We start from the raw sequence: 18,622 nt of genomic DNA on the forward strand, positions 1-18,622 counted from the left end.
TAAGCTATGCAGCTCTTTATAGTGGGAGACGTTCATGGATGTTATCATACCTTCCAAAAACTACTGGAACACTGGGATCCATCAAAGGAAATGCTGATCCAGGTCGGTGACCTGATCGACCGGGGGAACTATTCAGTAGAGGTGCTCCAACTGGCGCAAAGTTTACATGAAAAGCACCTTGGGAACACGGTTTTCTTACGGGGAAACCACGAACAGATGATGATTGATCATATCGAGAATGGGAAAATCGGTGGCAGTTGGCTCTTTAATGGAGGACAAAAAACCCTGCAGCAGTTCGTAGCCAAGGATATCCCGATAGAAAGCATGCTCCACTGGCTCAGAAACACTCCACTAAAATGGGAAAGTCCCAATCTACTGGCCACACATGCGGGCATTGGTAAAACCACCCTGACCCCTTACGATGTCCATTCTCCTGACGGTATCCTTTGGAACAGAAAAAGGCTAAAGAAGCTCCCTAAACTTCAAGTAATTGGCCACACACCTCAGCAAAACGGCCGGGCCAGCTTCACCACGGCCAGCCAACACTGGAACATCGACACGGGAGCCTACCGAGGCATCTGCCTAACCGGACTGAAGCTACAGGAAAACGGCAACTATATCGAGGAAATCAATGTACCTACGGATGAACGGGATATTCAGCCTTAACGAGAATTTTCCTATCCAAGGCATCTTCTAGCACAAAACAGTTCCGCATAGCCTCCCAAATTTCCAAGTCAGGGTTTTCTTCCCCATGCAAAACAATGCTTACTTTTTTGTCACTGATATCACAGCGAAGTCCTTCCACCCATTGGTTTTTGGTCTTGTCCAGGCCGATGGCCACACGGAGGATTCCGGCCACTACATGGATCATCTTGCGTTGTGCCTTGGACAGCTTCTTGTAGCGTTTATGCTTTTTCCGGGGACCGGATTTTCGGTGGTAGCGGACGATCACCCCTAGCAAAGTGACTTCTTCATTTGTAAATCCCCTCAAGCGGCTGTGCTCAATGATGTAGCGGGAATGCTTATGGTATTTTGGATAGCCTATAAAGTGGCCAACCTCAAAGACAAAACTGGCAAAGTCCAAGAGATCCCGACCATATTCTTCCAATCCGTGCAAGGGCTTTAGTTGGTCAAAAAGTTTCAGTGCAAGGTAGGAAATGTGCTTCTTTTGCTCCACATCACTTTTATACTTTAACGCCAAATTCATCACGCTACGGAACCGGAGATCCTCTTCCGGATAGAGCACCGAAGGGGTTTTGCCCATGCTACCAAGATAACCCAAGATCAGCCCCTCACGCAGCGAGGCATCACACAATGTGATTTCAGTGGCGTTGGCCATCTCCAGCAATCTCACCAACAGCAAACTTCCCAAATGGATGGCGTCCACCCTATTGGCACTAATACCCGGAACCTTCTCACGTTTCTTTGGCGGCATTCCCAATAACTTTTCGGATAGTTTTTTCAGCTCTTCGGTGGTAACTACCTCCGCATTGACCGTGGCAAGGGAAGTCCCTTTGCCGGCAAGGTGCGCCGCCTCACCCAATGTCCTGATGGTACCGGAGGTGCCGATCACCTTGGTGAACCCTGCCTCCACTGCCTTTTTCATGATTTCCTCTGCAGCCAGGTTAATATGATGGGTCAATTCCTCAACATCTTCTTTCTCCAAGGTATCTTTCTGACCTGCCATATCCAGTAATCGCAGCACCCCGAGCTTGATGCTTTTTTTGAAGAATATTTCTTCCTGATCTCCTACGGTGGCCTCTGTGGACCCTCCGCCAATATCCAAGACAAGGACTTTCTCATCCCCAAAGGCTATTGCCCTTCTTACGGCCAAAAAAATCAAACGGGCCTCTTCATTACCACTGATTACCTTGGGGGTCAGCCCGGTTTCTTCTGCCAAACGCCCCAAGAACTCACCGCCATTCTTGGCCTCACGTGTGGCACTGGTAGCTGCAGTGATAATGTCATCTACGCCATATTGATCGGCCAACTGAACATAACGCTTTATCACTTCTATGCCACGGTCAAAAGCCTCTTGGGAAAGCCGATTGGTAGCAAAAACGCCCACTCCCAGCTTGACCATTTCTTTTTCATCGATCAATACATTGATGTTCTGACGCTTTGTTACTTCCGCGATGACCAAATGAATGGAATTGGTACCGATATCTATTGCTGCTAATTTCATCGAAAGTTATTTGGTTATTGGGTCACTCAGGTTTTGGACATGGAAAACAACAGGGACAACTTCTCGAGTTTAGGTTTTCCACCACACTCAATTTTACATATTTATCTCATATATTCTCCTGATTCATGGTTTCCCCCTACTTCTTCATCCACTTGTTACGGTGTACTTTTCCAGAAGCATCGTCGGTCAAGCGATAGCCATGCTCTCCAAAACAATCCCTCAATGCCTGAACGAGATTGGCCGCAGACTGACCGGTGCTCATTCCATAAAAATAATTAATGGCTGCCGACATCACGGGCATGGCCACCCCCGCCTTGAGCCCTGCTCCAACTACTTCTGCCAAATCCTTGGAATCTTTCTCAAACCGCTCTTTAAGCACCGCAGAAGCCATTAGGCAATCGGAAGATTTAAAAACGCCAGAGAGTTTTTCCATCAAACTGGATTGGATGATGGACCCATTTGTCCAGCAACGGGCTATCTCGCTCAAATTGAGTCCCCAGTTTTCGGCTGTTCCTACTTTCTTGATCAAGCTAAACCCAATTTCGTGATTGACCAACCGTGCCATTTGGTAAGCTCCTTTCAGGGCTCCCAGTATTTCTTTTTGGTCGATTTTTTCTGCTTGGCGTGGATAGGTCTGTGACATGGAACCCCTCACCTCCTTATGGGTGGAGATTAGTCTGGCAGTCACAGCGGCTGTCAAAGGGGCATAGGGCACACCATATTTGGCAGCTGTACTTACCGCCCAACCTCCGGTACCCGTCTGTCCGGCCACATCCAGGATATTATCCAATAGCAGCTCGCCATCCTTCTCAGCGGTCAATATCGCCAACGTAGCATCCATCAAGTAACTGCCCGAACCTTGATTGCTCCACTTTTGGAAGGTCTTCACGATTTCACTTACGGATATCCCAAGTCCTTTTCGCATAAAAGCATAGATCTCTGCCAACACCTGCATCTCACCATACTCTATACTATTATGTACCATCTTGATAAAATGCCCGGCACCGTCAGGCCCTACATAGTGCAGGCAAGGTTTACCATTCGGATCTTTACCTGCGATTTTTTCAATAAACGGACCGATCAAATCAAATCCCTCTGGGGAACCGCCAGGCATAAGAGAGGGGCCTTTGCGGGCACCATCCCGACCTCCTGAGATTCCCATCCCCACAAAGTGAATCCCGTAACCTTGCAGGTACTGCTGCCGCTTGGCACTGTCCTCAAAAAAGGAATTGCCGCCATCGATGATCACATCTCCCTTATCCACAAAGGTCAGTAGCCGTGCAATTTGTTGATCCACAATCTGCCCGGCAGGAATCATCATGAGAATCTTCCGGGGCTGCTCCAAGGATTCCACAAATTCATCCAGTTTATCAAAAGGCAAAATCCCCTTTACTTCTGGGTGGGCCTCTACCAGCTTCTTGGCCACATCTTCCTCCACACCTTGGAGGGTACGGTTATACACGCTGATCTTGACGTTTTTCTCGGCCAGGTTAAGGGCAAGACTGCTGCCCATAACGCCCATACCGATGATCCCAAAGGAGGAAACTGCTTTGTTGTTTTTTAAGTCGCTCATAATGTCTTCTACTATTTTTTCAGGTGTTTGGTCTATAGCAATAGTCGTCGCGTGGCGGGGAAGCTCCAAGGTCTCCAGCTGGGAACTAAGCAAAGTCACTGGCATATAATGCCCTTCGCGCTGTTGCATGCGATCAGCAATCAACGCTTCATCTCCCTTCAAAAAAAACCAATGGATCTGCACCCCATTTCTTCGCAAAATCTTCCGGTAATCCACTTTCAATGCCGAGCAGGCCAGCACGGCTCCTCCGTTTTCCTCCCAATCCACCATCTCATCGGACAATTTCTCCAACCAGGGCGTACGATCTTCATCATCCAGAGGAAGTCCCTTTTGCATTTTTTCAACGTTCTTTTTCGGATGAAAATCATCGGCATCGTAAAAGGGAAGGCCAGCCTTTTTGCTGAGCATCCTGCCAATTGTAGTTTTTCCACTTCCGGATACTCCCATTAACAAAATAATCATGCTTTAATTTATGGAATAATTTCAAAATAGTAGTACCCTCTATGCTTAAAAATTGAAGCTTTTTGGGTCTTTAAATAAGATGCCGGAAAAATTATTATTATAAACCTGCACCGAAAATGTCACAAAATGAAAGGCTCCCCTTTTTAGCGGCGCAAAACCTCCCTGACCAAGCATTGCTCCCCATCCCCAATTCCTCCTATATGACGCTTAGATTACCGGCTAGGTAGCCCCGCACTGTTGCCAGTAAACGGTTTACATAAGAAGAATGTCTCATGGATTGCAGGGATGAGCACAGTTTTTTTTTGATTCTTTATCCCGGTTTATCTGTGACAATCCGAAAAATCCGTGAGAAACTTTATTACTGCCATGAAAGCGGATAATCAGATTACCTGCAGGGCAAACGCATTAAACCCGGAATCAATGCCGTTTAGTTAAGGCCATTTCCCTGTTTTCACCTGCTAGGAGTTTCTTTTCTATTTGACTTTAACTGTATGGCTTTGGCCATTTTGGTGGATTTTATCCTTTTCCTTTTTTCCCCCGAAAGCCTTCGGGGCAGGCTATTGATGAAAAAAGAAAGAAAAAAATCTAGGCCGGTGGTATGCCTTTTAAAATGGGACATGGATTTCCCCTGCGACGTGGATCCGTCACCCATTTTAATTTCCACCCGATGGCTACGACCTAAAAGTGAGTGGGGCTCGCTGTTCCACGACGCGAGCCAACTCCCTTTCTTAACGGCCTGCACCATTGGCCGGAAAACAGGCATACCAAGGGCCGTCAAAAGGAAGCGGTACATTTTTGAGACTTATTAACTGAATTCGCCTTGCAGGTATTGGACGTTAAGAAATTAAAAAGCGGGCGGGCAAGAAGGCAGGCTTGTTTGACGAAATACTAGCCAAAAAGAATGTTGGCTGCTAAAGAAGGTTTACCTGGCTTTAGACAGGAGGAGTTTGCCTGCATGAGGGGAGGTTTTAATTTTAGGCCAATAGATGCACACCTGTGCGCCGTGGCGTAGCGGCGGGTTTTTTTGGTTACTTTTTTGACCTGAAGCAAAAAAGTAACAAAGGTAAAGGGATGAAAACCACCAAGGAATTTAGCTAGAAAAATAACTGCCCAAGGAAAAAATATAGAACCCATATTTTTCAGATACACACTAATTAAACGGCATTGATCCCGGAACATGCATAAGCCTATCTATCGCTGCCTAAAACTACTTCAAAATCAACCGCTTAGATATGAGCCCATTATTCGGCCTTTGGAGCTTTCGGTTTTGGAACAGTTGATGGGGGCGTTAAGAAAATGAGTTAGCTCGCGCAGTGGACAAGCGAGATCCACTCATTTTTAGCCCACTGTAACTGGCACAAAATCAAATTAAGACAAACGAAACCGTACTCGTAAACCCAGCCACTTAATGTGAAGGAGGCTCCATGGCCTAGATTTTTTGCCTACTTTTTCATCAATAGAAAAAGTAGGAAAGTCTAATAAAGCATAGGAAGCTAAATTCCATAGCAACGGCAGATATATATTCAAACTAGGATATTTTTTCAAATGCGTTCGCCCAGAGATTACCTGTTATCAAAATGAAAAAACTTTATCGATTTAGTATATTTGGACATTACTTAAAATGAACTAAATGATGACCTCACCCATAAAAATATTAGTAGTCGGCTGTGGCAATATGGGCGCTTCCCATGCACTGGCTTATCACCAAATGGATGGCTTCGAAATCTGCGGATTGGTAGCCCGCGGAGACAGCAAGAATGAGCTAAATAGTAAATTGGGCGCAGACTACCCACTTTTCTCCAGTTATGAAAAAGCACTGGAAGCGTGCAAGCCTGATGCTGTATGCATTTCCACTTACCCTGACACACATGAAGAATATGCCCTAATGGCCCTGGATGCAGGTTGCCATGTATTTATCGAAAAGCCTTTGGCAGACACCGTAGCAGGGTCAGAACGGATTGTCCAAGCTGCCCAAGCAGCAAATAAAAAAGTAGTGGTGGGGTACATCCTTCGCCACCACCCTTCTTGGATAAAGTTTATAGAAATCGCCCAGACCCTCGGCAAGCCACTGGTCATGCGCATGAACCTTAACCAACAGAGTCATGGCCGCATGTGGGACGTGCACCGAAACCTCATGAAGAGCCTTAGCCCCATTGTGGATTGTGGCGTCCACTATATCGATGTAATGTGCCAAATGACACAATCCAAACCCGAAAAAGTCAGCGCCATCGGCGTCCGGCTGACCGATGATATCCCGCATGACAATTATAACTATGGCCAATTGCAAATTACTTTTGAAGATGGATCAGTCGGATGGTATGAAGCAGGCTGGGGTCCCATGATCAGTGAAACAGCCTTCTTTGTAAAAGACGTCTTCGGCCCTAAAGGTGCTGCATCCATCGTCGCCAAAGAGGCTGGCGGTAGTGGCAAATCTGATTCGGTGGATGATCATACCAAAACAGAATCCATCAAGATCCACCACGCAGACATCAATGCAGCAAATGAATTTACCAAACCTGACGAATGGGTAGAAACAGCCGATGAACCCGACCACAATGCCCTTTGCCAGCGGGAGCAGGCTTACTTTCTGAAAGCCATCCAAAGCGACATTGACCTTGGCCAACACTTGGAAGATGCCATTAACAGCCTCAAAGTAGCTTTCGCATGTGATGAGTCGGTAAAAACAGGGGAAATAGTGGAGATCAATTAAGGAGAAATTCCTAATAATTTATTTATCTTCATGTCTGTGAAGCACTCACCAATCTCGAAAAATAACATGATAAAATCCATATCTATAATTAATTTCATGGGCTATTCTCAGTTTAAGGCTAAAGAATTTGCTCCTATCAATGTTTTAATTGGGAAAAATGATACTGGTAAAACAGGTTTACTGAAATTATTATACGCTTCCACAAAAGGAGTCGATACATATAGTAGAAAAAACGAAACTGAAGATATTAGTTTCAAAAAGGTAATATCAGAAAAGCTTTCCAACACTTTTCAACCTGGAAAAAAAGGATTAGGCGAACTTGTCAGCAAACATGAAAGAGGGAAGCTATCTGTTGATATGGAGTTTTCTCACACTAAACTATCTTATAATGATAGACTTTACTTTTCCTTCGGAGATAGTACGACCAAAAACATTATTGATTGTCGAGACAAAATAAACCCTATTTCCACAAATTTCAGATGTCTGTTCATTCCCGCAAAGGAAGTGCTAACACCTCTCAAAGCGATAAGGGCAACTAGGGATAATTTACACATGCCAGGATTTGACGACACCTACCTTGACCTAATAAGAGCTTTGGTAATCCCCACTCAAAGAGGCAACATAGCGGTGGAGCTAAAGGGTGTGAACAAGAAATTAGAGGATTTGTTCGAAGGAAAAATTGAGCAAGGAATCGATGACGACTTTATTTTCAAAAAAGGCCATAGTGAATTTCACATTAACCTTACAGCGGAAGGAGTGAAAAAGATCGGCATCCTCACCACATTAATAAGAAATAGGCAGCTTAACTCTAACTCTGTCTTATTCCTAGATGAACCGGAAACAACTTTACACCCTGAAGCTACGAGAGAATTAGTGGAGATGCTAATGCTAATGGCAAAATCAGGAATCCAGATTTTTCTTGCCACTCATAATTATTTTGTTCTGAAGCAAATGCACTTATGTGCTCGCCGAGATGAAATCGACGCAAAATGTTTTGTACTCGAACGAGAAAAAGGACAAGCAATAACTTCTAAAGAATACCTATTGAACAAAGATTTTCCTGAAAATGCCATTTCAGATGAGGCTCTTAAAATGTCAGATGAAGAAGCTAAAATAGATTTAGGATTATAATGGGCACCATCAATGACAGAAAAAATAGAAGAAAGTAATATTACCTTAAACTTTTCGGACAACAACTTTTTTAGGTTTGAAGATTGCTCTGGTTACAAGGCACTGTCTGCTTATAGTTTTAAGGAAATGGATGCATGTTGGTTTGATGAAGATCAAAACACTTTGTGGCTCTTTGAGCTAAAGGACTTTACAAAAGCTAATTTAGCACCATTAGAAAATTTAAGGTCAAGGGCGGATAACCTTGTAAAAAAAGCTGTTGACAGTTTAAACATGTTACTTTCAATAAAACACAGCTATTCTTATTCACAAACATTAAAAAAGTGTACTACTGATAGGATCAATAATAACACAATAATAAAATTCACATCTATCATACACTGTACTTCTTCTCAAAAGCCATCCATTAGCCACATTAACGACCTTTTTCGACGTAAGTTTACTCCGTATGCCAAACTATTTGACATCAATTATTATAGTGTAATAGAACATTCAAGAGCAATCAATCTTATACCTAATCATATTGTAGGTTAATTTATCGTACTTTTCACCAAATAGTCTTAGCAAGTTTTACAGGAAAGATTTAATTCTCTTCAACGTCTCACTTACCCCTACCCTTTTGCTCTATCCAAGCAGTGGGGGTCATTCCTTCAAATTGACGAAAGACCCTCGAAAAATAATTCACACTGCTAAAGCCGCTTTCATAACAGGCCTGGGTAATGTTTTTTCCCTTCCACAGCAATTCTTTTTTGGCACGCTCCAGTCGCTCACGATTGATAAAGCGGACAGGTGTCTCTCCTAATTCACGCTGAAAGGCCCTGAAAAACTGGGCCCTTGACAGGCACGCCTGATTTGCCAGATGATTCACATGCAATGGTTGCTCTAAGTGCTGCCGAATGTATTTTACCACATGGGCAAGCCTGTTTCTAGTACTCAATTTATCCAAATTATGAAGCAGGTAGTGCCTTGCCTGTGTTTGCATCAAACTGGCAATCAGCTCCCTTGTGGTATTGGATGCTTTCATTTGTTTCCCAAAATCATTGTCCACCATCACCCGGATAAGGGAATTCAGGTTTTGCTGTACAAGCTTATTGTTCAGCAAGGTAAAATTATCTTTTGACCAATTCCATGAAGAATCATCCACCCGCGGAAAATACTCGTTGAGCCACACCATTGTTTCCCGTAAAAACCCCTCACTGATCTCCAGCGCCAGGCATTGGGTCGGTGATGCTATAGTCGCTTCCGGAAAATCGATATACATCAACTCGGAAGCCGGCATGACGATGGACTGCCCCGGCAAAAATTCAAATGGCGCCTCCGATCGCAAATTCATGATTTTCTTGCCCTGAATCATTGCCACCACCGCGGGATTATCAAATTGCAAATCAAAATTATAGGCATAGCGGCTCGTCTCATATAAATTCAAAACGGCATGATCGGCCTGATGAGCCGTACGATGCTCCACCTCAGATGTGGGTGAGCTGAAGATTTTGTACTTCTCCTTAATATTTATGGCATCTAACATGATTTGGGCTTATCGATTTTCTAAGCATAAATTAGCGAAAAAGCCCCTAGCCTCCAAGGCTTCTCCCAGAATGCGACTATTGTGCTAATAGATGAAATTATCATGAACGAGAATATCCTGACAATTCACCACCTTCATGCTTCTACCAAAAATAACCAATAAACATGAGTACAATAACCCAAGAAAAACCAGCTACCCTGCTGGATCGCCCTGATTTCAAACCGCATTATGACAATTTTATCGGTGGAAAATTTGTACCTCCCGTGGACGGAGAATATTTCGATGTCATCAGTCCCGTGGATGGTCAGGTCTTCACTAAAGTGGCCCGTGGCAAGGCTGCTGATATCGAATTGGCACTGGACGCTGCCCATAAGGCTTTTCCCGCATGGAGCCGCACCTCCGCCACCGAGAGGAGCAACATCATGCTCAAAATCGCAGATCGAATAGAAAACAAACTGGAATACCTAGCAGCCGTAGAAACCATTGATAATGGTAAACCAGTAAGAGAGACCATCAATGCCGACTTGGCGTTGGTGGTCGACCACTTCAGGTATTACGCTGGAGTGATCAGGGCCGAAGAAGGCAGTATCGCAGAGCTTGACGAGCACACCGTTTCGATCAATGTCAAAGAACCCATCGGCATCGTCGGACAAATCATCCCATGGAATTTCCCCATGTTGATGGCCACGTGGAAAATGGCCCCTGCCATGGCCGCCGGCTGCTGTACTATCGTCAAACCTGCCGAACAGACTCCTGCTTCTATCATGATCCTGATGGAAATCATCGGAGACCTGATCCCGCCCGGTGTCCTCAATATAGTCAACGGATTTGGGCCAGAAGCGGGGAAGCCACTTGCCCAATCAGCACGACTCGACAAGGTCGCCTTCACGGGCGAAACCACCACAGGGCGACTGATCATGCAATATGCTTCCGATAACCTCAATCCTGTCACCATGGAGCTTGGCGGCAAATCTCCCAATGTCTTCTTCCCATCCGTAATGGATGCCGATGACGAATTTTTGGACAAATGCCTGGAAGGAGCCGCGATGTTTGCACTCAACCAAGGGGAGGTTTGCACCTGTCCGAGCCGGATTTTGGTACATGAAAAAATCTATGACGCTTTTATGGAAAAAGTAGTCGCCAGAGTTGAGGCCATCCAAATGGGCCATCCACTGGACAAGACCACCATGATGGGTGCCCAAGCTTCCAAGGACCAGTTTGAAAAAATCCTTAACTATATCGACATCGGAAAACAGGAAGGAGCCGAAGTACTGACCGGTGGTGGAGTGGCCCAGCTGAACAGTGGCCTAGAGAATGGCTATTATGTCAAGCCTACCCTGCTAAAAGGCCATAACAAAATGCGGGTATTCCAAGAGGAAATTTTTGGCCCGGTATGTTCCGTTACTACATTCAAAGATGTCGAGGACGCCATTTCGATATCCAATGACACGCTTTATGGATTAGGAGCTGGCGTATGGACCAGGGATGCCCACGAAGCCTACCAAGTACCCCGTGCGATCAAAGCAGGCCGTGTTTGGGTCAACTGCTATCATGCCTACCCTGCCCACGCACCCTTTGGCGGGTACAAAAAATCAGGCTTTGGCCGAGAAACCCACCTGATGATGCTCAATCATTACCGTCAAAACAAAAACATGCTGATTTCTTATGACAAGAACAAGCTCGGTTTCTTTTAATTAACTGACTTATTATGAACAAAAGGAGCTATTTAATATGGCTCCTTTTTTCTTTACAAAAATCAACCGATATGACATATAAACGAATAGATATCTCAAAGGAAGCAGAAGCCTTGGTGGACAAGATCCGTGAACAACACGGTCCGCTGATGTTTCACCAGAGTGGTGGTTGCTGTGACGGATCCAGCCCCATGTGCTATGCCAAAGGCGACTTCCGCACAGGAGCTTCTGACGTCTGGATGGGCAACATCCATGAGTGTGATTTCTTTATGTCCAAAGATCAATTCGAATATTGGAAGCATACCCATCTGACACTGGATGTCACCGATGGCCGTGGAGCGAGTTTCTCACTGGATATACCTTACGGCAAGCGATTCATCATCCGAAGCAGATTGCTCAGCAAAGAAGAACTGGCTGATCTCGAACCTGTAAAGAGTGGTGAGGAGCAATGATGTTTCCGAACCTGTAAAACGTCTCATCAAAAGACAATCCCCATACTTAGAGAACCTTCAAGCCTGTCATGGGCAGGGCCGTCATGATGAAATATGGTTAAATCATCCTTTGCTTGGATCCACCTACCTTCCAAGCGGACATAACTGTTGGAAGTCGGCTTATATTCGGTGCTCAGGGTGTACCCCATGAGTTGGAGCCCGCTCATATTGCCAAAACTATCTTCATACGTACCGGAGATAAACCCATCTGGATCCTGAAAGGTCTCCACTCTTCCCGTCACCGAATAATCATCCGTAAATTGGTACCTTAGCGTCGCCAATGCGTTGTACATCAGGGCGGCATTATCTGGTTTTGCCAATTGGGAGTGCCCCTGTGTGCCCACATCTCCACCGACGGTGAGGTAGATTTTTGGAGAGGGGCTATAGTTTACATACAAATTATGATAGGTACGGAATTGCTTCGGAGAAATCCCATCCAGCGATTCACGGCCAAAGAGATTGGTATAGGTGAGTTGTAAATCTTCCCGAAGGGAATATGAAAATAAAAGGCCTACAGACTTGGCATTATTGGCATCCAAGAAGTAGTTATAGCCATTTACCACCCAAAACTGGAAGTCAAGCTTATCGCTCCCCTCATAAGCTATCCGTACACCACTTTGGTAAAAAGGCTCGTTATAGCTCGCCACGGTGGTAGATGTCGTATAATTGTCCTTTGGCAAAAAGCTCTCGGTACCAATATGGGTACGAAAGAATCCGGCATCAATCCACCATTCATTGGCCAACTTCACCCCGACATTAGCTTCTTGCAGTACTGGAAAATCAGGATCCCAAATGGCCTTGGGAATATCCCCGTAATGCAGGGTAAGGTTTCCGCGTATCCGTTCGTCTTGATAATGGATCCCAACCTGGACAATATTCAGACCGAAACGCTGGTCACGTGGTACCGTAGTAGCAAATTCTTGCAGGACATTGGCACCCAAAGAATCGGAATAGGCCGCGTAATACACTTCGATATAACCCGAAAAGTCAAAATTTCCCCAGATACTGGTCTTTTCTTGCGCCTTGGCAATGTGAAAAAAGCAAAGCGTCATTGCTGCCAAAAAAACGGTTTGTTTTCTAATGGATTTCATAAAATTTAAATTAATGGTTTTCTCTTGTGGAGTGCGTATATTCTAAAGAAGAATAGGCTGAAAAATAGCTATTGACCGCCCGTCGGTCATGGAGTCCCTTCCCTCAATGGAAAAGGAGACCTCACCCCTAAAATATAGTAAAGTCTTCTAATATTACTTGATTACAAAGCAAACAATTTCCTTTCTATAAAAACAGATTAAAAATCGAGTAATATAGGTAAACTATACCATATTCACTGGCGTCTTTCCACTAAAAAACAACAAAGGCAGGTCTCAACGAACCTGCCTTTGTAACTGTCTGATAAAAACCATTAACTGACATTCCTACTCCACCAATCGAATCACATAGCTATACTGATAGTGATCGTCTTCCAGTCGGTATTGCTTGTGCGGGTAAGCTCCCCAGCTGGTATCTCCGCCCAAGCCTCGCTGTTTCCAGTCGATGTGCAAGTACACGGTATTTTTGGGTTTGATATCTGTAGGATGCTGCTGCTTTTTGGTCAAGCCAGGATCGAGGTCCTCCACAGATACATCAAGGGCACTGAAGCTCAACGGCTGCATTCCCTGGATCTGTATTCCTTGTCCCTTTTCATTCCTCAGCTCCAGCCACCTGACGTCAGTTTTGTTGCCTGACTCTTGGGGCCGGACATAGTCCCAGTAAAATTGGTTCTCTACCTTGTCCTCATATTGCCCGACAAAAGAAGCATGCTTCCGGTCGCTGTAATTTTCCCAAGGGCCTCTTCCATAGTAGGAGAGATTTCCAAATTGAGCGGGAAGCTCCATCTTCATGCCATAACGCGGCAATTCCGGCAAATCCCTGCCCTCGAGGTCCATAGAAGCCGTCACTTTCACCGAACCATCAGACTGGATGAAATATTCCACGGTATAAGGCACCTTGATATTGGTCAATTCGTATTGCACCGTAATAGGCAAACCCTCACGTGTTTCTTCTCCTACATTGACATCGATGGCTTTCCGCCCCAAATGCGCCGAACGCCATACGCCCAACCGCGAAGGCATGTGGTTTCCGAAGTCATTGTCTGTCGGTGCTCTCCAAAAATACGGTGATGGCAGGGAACGGATCATCCAAGGCTCTCCTTTCTTCAAGGTATATTTTCTGAAATTTCCCCGCTTCAGGTCAAACTCTCCAACCACGTTGGCTGTAGAGAATTTCAACAATTCATCTGTCTTCTCCACCTGAAGATCGCCTTCAGCTGCCTCAAGGTGATCAAAATAAAACCCTTCATTCAACGCAAATTGTTCCCTGGCCACCTCATGACCCGCAGGAACAAGCGGTGTCGTTTCCTTGGTATAGGCATATACATTTAAGAAAGTCTCCGCATCGCCCAGTACCGGCAGGTTCAGCCCCACATGCTTTTCACCATCCGCTGGCAAATCCACTTCAAAGTCATCACTCTTCACCACTTGTCCATCTTCTACCCACTCCCACTTAAATGTAAATCGATCCAAATTGGTAAAATCAAACAGGTTTTGCACCTGCAATCCTTGTTCGGGAGAATAGTCAAACAGGATATCCTGGTACACTTTTTTCACTTCGTGCAAGGCTGGATGTGCCTTTCTATCCGCTGTCACCAATCCATTGGCGCAGAAATTCTCATCATTTTGGAAGAAATATCCGCCCAGATCACCACCATAGGCCCAAAATTCCTTCCCATTGTCATCCTTCGCCAGCAAGCCCTGGTCCACCCAGTCCCAAATAAAACCTCCCTGCATCTGTGGACTGTCCATGATAATGTCCCAATACTCCTGAAAGTTTCCGGTACTATTTCCCATGGAATGGGCATATTCACACATGATAAATGGACGGGTCTTATCTGTGGCATCGGCATATTCCTGCATATGCTTTATGCTTGGATACATCGGACAAACGATATCGGTATCTTCATTTTCCCCTGCCTGCTCAAACTGTACCAAACGGGAATCATCACGATCTTTCATCCACTTATACGCTTCGTAAAACACCGGACCATTGCCGCATTCATTGCCCATGGACCAGATGATTACAGATGGATGGTTCTTGTCCCGCTCCACCAACCGGTGAATCCTATCCAAATGGGCTGGAGCCCACGCTTCAAGGTACGCTGGATGACGGTCCTTGTCAAACCACCCTTGCCATTCGGCACCCATTCCATGGGTCTCAATATTGGCTTCATCCACCACATAAAGGCCATATTCGTCGCAGAGGGCATACAATTCCGGATCATGTGGATAGTGGCTCATCCGTACGGAATTGATATTGTTTTGCTTCATCAACTGGATATCCTTCACCATGACCTCATGATCTGGAACGTGGCCCTTTACCCCATGATGCTCGTGGCGGTTCACGCCTTTTACCAAAACCGACTGGCCGTTGACCATCAGTTGAGCATCCTTGATTTCCACTTCACGAAAACCCGTTTTCTTACTTACTGCTGCCAAGGTGTTCCCTTGATCATCCATTAGGCTGATCACATAGCGGTAAAGATTTGGCTGCTCGGCACTCCACTTTTTTACGTTATTGATCGTCTTTGAGAAAGTAACTTCCTGGTCAGTATTGTTGACTGCTTTAATCTCACTGTACACCTCTTCACCATCAGAATCCAGTAGCTCAAAAGACAATTTCCCCTCCTGTACATCATTGCCCTCAAAAGCCCTCAGCTGCACCGAGGCCTCTAGTTCTCCATTTTTATACCTACTGTCCAAGCCACTTTTCACGAAGAAATCCCATATGGTCAATTTAGGAACAGCCTGTAAGAATACGCTCCGCTCAATTCCACTCAATCGCCAAAAATCCTGATCTTCCAAATAGCTGCCATCATGCCACCGAAACACCTGCACCGCCAAGGTGTTGGTTCCCGTTTGGAGGTAATCCGTGATGATAAATTCCGCCGGGGTCTTGGCTGCTTTGGTCATGCCCACTTCCTTACCGTTCACATAAACGGTGGCATAGCCTGAAATGGACCCGAAATGTAACACCACTTCCTGTCCGTCCCAATTGGAAGGAATCGTAAACTCCCTTCTGTAGGTCCCGACTGGATTGTACTGGTTGTCCACGTGCGGTGGATTCGCCGGAAAAGGATAGGACACATTGGTATAGACAGGCATATCGTAGCCCTCCAATTCCCAGTTGGAAGGCACCCTGATCTCATCCCAGCTGTCATCCTGGAAGTCTAATTTATAGAAATCAGTGGGCCGATCCTGTGGTCTTTTTACCAACGAAAACTTCCATAAGCCATCCAAACTTTTCATGGCTTCGTTGGTGAATTGATTGCCTTGCTTGGCTTTTTTCTCTGAGGTATAGGTAATAAAATACGCCCGTGCAGCTTCCTTATTTCTGTCCACCACTGTCGGGTCTTCCCATTCGTTTTGGGACTGTGCCTGAAGGAAGCCTCCCAAGGAAGCTAACAAGACACCAGTCGTCCATAGTTTTTTGAATTGCATTATCTTATGTTGAATTGTTTTATTGTTCAATTGTAGGATCGAATATGGCCTGGTCCTTCAGAACAAGACCTTACCTTCAAAAGCTTTTTGCTTTTTAAGCTATATTCATCCCCCAATGCCTTCCACAGTAGGCTCCACACGAATGATATTTCCTTCCTCATCAAAGGTCATAGGATCAATACACACCTCTCGGTGAAAGCCGGCAGCCCTGCCCATGGCAATACCGTGAGGTCGGGTAAACCGGTGATACACAATATACCATTCATCTTTTCCCGGAATTTGGATGACGGAATTGTGCCCTGTTCCATAGATACCTTTTTCTGGGGCTTTGGCGATGACCATATTATCCTCCGGAATGGTCAGTGGCCCCATTGGTGAATCGGCAAAGGCATAGCGGACACGGTAATCCTCATCACGGGTATCATTCTCTGACCATAGAAAATAGTATTTCCCATTCCTGTAAAAGACCTCTGTGCCTTCGCGGAAAGTCCCATCTTCGGGGGTCAGTAACTTCACCTTGCTTTTGTCAAAGCTGATCATATCGTCATTTAGGGGTACTGCGGCCAAGTAGCCATTTCCCCAATAAAAGAAATCTTTCCCACTTACTGGGTCATGGAATACATCTGGGTCAATCTCCTGCCCTCTATTGGTTCCCTCTGGTTTGAAATCCACCAATGCTTTTCCGGAATCCTTAAAGGGCCCAGCAGGATGATCTGCCACGGCCACTCCTATTTTTTGCGCCGCGGTGAAGTAGTAGAAATACTTGTATTGCCCATTAATTTCCTTTTCAATCGCACATGGAGCCCAAGCGTTACGATTGGCCCAATCGACATCTTTGTGCAGGTCGAGCATAACGCCATCATCCTGCCAATCGGTCAGATCCGCAGAGGAAAATGACTTGAAATAGGTTCCTGACCATGAATCGAAGCCATCACTGGTAGGATAGAGATGGAATTTCCCAGTCTTGTGGGAATAGATAATTTCCGGATCTGCATAATATCCCTTTAAGGCTGGATTTTGGTCTTTTCTTGCTTCCACCTGAAATTCCTGACGGGAACCATCAGGTTTGGACAACGTATAGGCAACGGCTCCCTTGCTAAAGTCCTGTACACCTGACGGTGAAAGACCATATCCCACCATAAGCTCAAACTGAGGATCCAATGACGCTAGATCGGCGTCCTTTTTGGCAGGCAAATAGATCGTGCCCTGCTCCTGATTCACCATTACATTATTTTCGTACAGTTGTTCACCATTCGTGCCCGTGATCCAGTTTTGTTCATCCAGTCCATAGGCATTTTCCAGTCGCTTGGCTTCTTCCAATGTGATAGGCAACACAGAACCATGACGCGGATGGAAATTCATGTTTACCTGATCATCGATCACTTCAAAGTGTTCCAAATCGGTACTTTCGGTAAATTGATAGCCACCCTTTATGTACACATCATACATCAAGATGTACTTTTCGCTATCGTTCAATTTAAATATACCGGATCCTTCCACGGCTTCTTTGGTCTGCTGCAGGTAGTTTTCCTCCATCTTATACGCGCCAGTCAATTGATCCGCTACGGCCTTTTTGATGCCATTGCCATGTCCTTCGGTCTTGAAAAACAAATGGTACTTCCCGTCTTTCTCTACTATATCCCCGTCAATGCATGATTTGTTTTCTGGATGGAAGAAAAGCTGCTGCGGTGTAGTTTCCAGACTGGTAAAGTCCTCATTGGCATAAGCATAATAGATGATATCCGGATCATCACCCTGCTTCATGGAGAAATACACCATGTATTTGCCTGCTGCGGGATCATAGATGGTCTGTGGCGCCCATACCCTGCTTACGTTACCAAATTTTTCTGGAAATAATGCTGGAATAAAAACCGTACTATGCTCCCAATGTACCAGATCGTCGGAGGTCAGAAACACCATCCCCTGATTGGTCCAGCCATCTTCAGGCACATATAAATCTGTCAGCACCATGTAAAATTTGCCATCTTCCCCGCGAAGGATGTGGGGATCACGGACACCGCCCCTTTTGCTTATCGAGTCAGCACTGATCACCGGCTGGTTATCATTCAGAGCACGGTAGTCAAAGCCATCTTTGCTAATAGCAAAATGGACAGCTTCCTGACCAGGGCCATTGCCCGTGAAATAAGCGAACAAATAGGCCTCCGGCTCTTCAGATGAAGATGTACAGCTTAGGGTTAGTACTATACCAAGTGCCAATAATAGGTTAGATAGGAATTTCATTGTTGTTTTTATCTACGAGTATATGATGAGTATTCACTACAATAATAATAAATGTATGACAAACACTTATACTTTATTGTA

At 45.3% G+C, this 18,622-nt stretch carries 14 protein-coding genes; 6 read left to right on the plus strand and 8 right to left on the minus strand.

From position 1 onward, the window contains the following. Positions 1-6 precede the first annotated feature (6 nt). The gene (locus FDP09_RS01885) at positions 7-666 is read left to right on the plus strand and encodes a metallophosphoesterase (protein WP_137401036.1); all 660 of its coding nucleotides are present in this window, start codon (positions 7-9) and stop codon (positions 664-666) included. Here FDP09_RS01885 and FDP09_RS01890 read toward each other — a convergent pair. The 4 genes from FDP09_RS01890 to FDP09_RS01905 form a co-directional block, all read right to left on the minus strand. Beyond that, positions 638-2,185 carry a Ppx/GppA phosphatase family protein gene (locus FDP09_RS01890; RefSeq protein ID WP_137401037.1) on the minus strand — a complete coding sequence of 516 codons (1,548 nt, stop codon included), beginning with the start codon at positions 2,183-2,185 and terminating at the stop codon, positions 638-640. The two genes, FDP09_RS01885 and FDP09_RS01890, sit on opposite strands and share 29 nt — an antisense overlap. 136 nt (positions 2,186-2,321) lie before the next feature. After that, positions 2,322-4,220 (minus strand): NADP-dependent phosphogluconate dehydrogenase, encoded by a 1,899-nt coding sequence (gndA, locus tag FDP09_RS01895; RefSeq protein WP_137401038.1) that lies wholly within the window; start codon positions 4,218-4,220, stop codon positions 2,322-2,324. Positions 4,221-4,671: 451 nt separating this feature from the next. Then, positions 4,672-5,013, minus strand: a complete 342-nt coding sequence (locus FDP09_RS01900; protein ID WP_137401039.1) for a hypothetical protein — start codon at positions 5,011-5,013, stop codon at positions 4,672-4,674. A gap of 95 nt (positions 5,014-5,108) precedes the next feature. After that, positions 5,109-5,354 carry a hypothetical protein gene (locus FDP09_RS01905; RefSeq protein WP_137401040.1) on the minus strand — a complete coding sequence of 82 codons (246 nt, stop codon included), beginning with the start codon at positions 5,352-5,354 and terminating at the stop codon, positions 5,109-5,111. A 499-nt stretch (positions 5,355-5,853) separates the two neighbouring features. Between FDP09_RS01905 and FDP09_RS01910 the strand changes: the two genes are divergently transcribed. The 3 genes from FDP09_RS01910 to FDP09_RS01920 all read left to right on the plus strand — a co-directional run bounded on the left by FDP09_RS01910 (position 5,854) and on the right by FDP09_RS01920 (position 8,592). Beyond that, entirely contained in the window at positions 5,854-6,930 is a 1,077-nt protein-coding gene (locus FDP09_RS01910; RefSeq protein ID WP_137404911.1) for a Gfo/Idh/MocA family protein, read from the plus strand. Positions 6,931-7,026: 96 nt separating this feature from the next. Next, positions 7,027-8,061, plus strand: a complete 1,035-nt coding sequence (locus FDP09_RS01915) for an AAA family ATPase (RefSeq protein WP_187328769.1) — start codon at positions 7,027-7,029, stop codon at positions 8,059-8,061. A 12-nt stretch (positions 8,062-8,073) separates the two neighbouring features. Continuing rightward, positions 8,074-8,592 carry a hypothetical protein gene (locus tag FDP09_RS01920; RefSeq protein ID WP_137401042.1) on the plus strand — a complete coding sequence of 173 codons (519 nt, stop codon included), beginning with the start codon at positions 8,074-8,076 and terminating at the stop codon, positions 8,590-8,592. A gap of 67 nt (positions 8,593-8,659) precedes the next feature. Here the strand turns inward: FDP09_RS01920 and FDP09_RS01925 are convergent, their stop codons facing one another. Beyond that, positions 8,660-9,583 carry a helix-turn-helix domain-containing protein gene (locus FDP09_RS01925; RefSeq protein WP_112783587.1) on the minus strand — a complete coding sequence of 308 codons (924 nt, stop codon included), beginning with the start codon at positions 9,581-9,583 and terminating at the stop codon, positions 8,660-8,662. A 164-nt stretch (positions 9,584-9,747) separates the two neighbouring features. Here FDP09_RS01925 and FDP09_RS01930 point away from each other — a divergent pair, with 164 nt between their 5' ends. Together FDP09_RS01930 and FDP09_RS01935 are read left to right on the plus strand one after the other, a co-directional pair. Continuing rightward, complete coding sequence (locus tag FDP09_RS01930) at positions 9,748-11,277, plus strand: aldehyde dehydrogenase family protein (RefSeq protein WP_187328770.1); 1,530 nt, start codon at positions 9,748-9,750, stop codon at positions 11,275-11,277. Positions 11,278-11,348: 71 nt separating this feature from the next. Next, positions 11,349-11,729: a DUF779 domain-containing protein gene (locus FDP09_RS01935; protein ID WP_137401044.1), complete on the plus strand. Its 381-nt coding sequence runs from the start codon at positions 11,349-11,351 to the stop codon at positions 11,727-11,729. A gap of 26 nt (positions 11,730-11,755) precedes the next feature. Here FDP09_RS01935 and FDP09_RS01940 read toward each other — a convergent pair whose 3' ends face one another. From FDP09_RS01940 to FDP09_RS01950, 3 genes are all read right to left on the minus strand, one after another. Beyond that, on the minus strand, positions 11,756-12,859 hold the full coding sequence (locus tag FDP09_RS01940) for an outer membrane beta-barrel protein (protein ID WP_137401045.1): 1,104 nt from the start codon (positions 12,857-12,859) through the stop codon (positions 11,756-11,758). A 324-nt stretch (positions 12,860-13,183) separates the two neighbouring features. Next, positions 13,184-16,300, minus strand: coding sequence for a glycoside hydrolase family 2 TIM barrel-domain containing protein (locus FDP09_RS01945; RefSeq protein ID WP_137401046.1), 3,117 nt, complete (start codon positions 16,298-16,300; stop codon positions 13,184-13,186). A gap of 105 nt (positions 16,301-16,405) precedes the next feature. After that, the gene (locus FDP09_RS01950; RefSeq protein ID WP_137401047.1) at positions 16,406-18,541 is read right to left on the minus strand and encodes a family 43 glycosylhydrolase; all 2,136 of its coding nucleotides are present in this window, start codon (positions 18,539-18,541) and stop codon (positions 16,406-16,408) included. Between the last annotated feature and the right edge of the window lie 81 nt (positions 18,542-18,622).

The sequence above is a fragment of the Echinicola rosea genome, from assembly GCF_005281475.1.
Taxonomy (GTDB): Bacteria; Bacteroidota; Bacteroidia; order Cytophagales; family Cyclobacteriaceae; genus Echinicola; species Echinicola rosea.

Coding starts and splice junctions, on each gene's coding strand:
- FDP09_RS01915 (WP_187328769.1), top strand. CDS start 7,027: ATGGGCTATTCTCAGTTTAAGGCTAAAGAATTTGCTCCTATCAATGTT.
- FDP09_RS01905 (WP_137401040.1), bottom strand. CDS start 5,354: ATGGGTTCTATATTTTTTCCTTGGGCAGTTATTTTTCTAGCTAAATTC.
- FDP09_RS01945 (WP_137401046.1), bottom strand. CDS start 16,300: ATGCAATTCAAAAAACTATGGACGACTGGTGTCTTGTTAGCTTCCTTG.
- FDP09_RS01890 (WP_137401037.1), bottom strand. CDS start 2,185: ATGAAATTAGCAGCAATAGATATCGGTACCAATTCCATTCATTTGGTC.
- FDP09_RS01910 (WP_137404911.1), top strand. CDS start 5,854: ATGACCTCACCCATAAAAATATTAGTAGTCGGCTGTGGCAATATGGGC.
- FDP09_RS01950 (WP_137401047.1), bottom strand. CDS start 18,541: ATGAAATTCCTATCTAACCTATTATTGGCACTTGGTATAGTACTAACC.
- FDP09_RS01930 (WP_187328770.1), top strand. CDS start 9,748: ATGAGTACAATAACCCAAGAAAAACCAGCTACCCTGCTGGATCGCCCT.
- FDP09_RS01940 (WP_137401045.1), bottom strand. CDS start 12,859: ATGAAATCCATTAGAAAACAAACCGTTTTTTTGGCAGCAATGACGCTT.
- FDP09_RS01920 (WP_137401042.1), top strand. CDS start 8,074: ATGACAGAAAAAATAGAAGAAAGTAATATTACCTTAAACTTTTCGGAC.
- FDP09_RS01925 (WP_112783587.1), bottom strand. CDS start 9,583: ATGTTAGATGCCATAAATATTAAGGAGAAGTACAAAATCTTCAGCTCA.
- FDP09_RS01885 (WP_137401036.1), top strand. CDS start 7: ATGCAGCTCTTTATAGTGGGAGACGTTCATGGATGTTATCATACCTTC.
- gndA (WP_137401038.1), bottom strand. CDS start 4,220: ATGATTATTTTGTTAATGGGAGTATCCGGAAGTGGAAAAACTACAATT.
- FDP09_RS01900 (WP_137401039.1), bottom strand. CDS start 5,013: ATGTACCGCTTCCTTTTGACGGCCCTTGGTATGCCTGTTTTCCGGCCA.
- FDP09_RS01935 (WP_137401044.1), top strand. CDS start 11,349: ATGACATATAAACGAATAGATATCTCAAAGGAAGCAGAAGCCTTGGTG.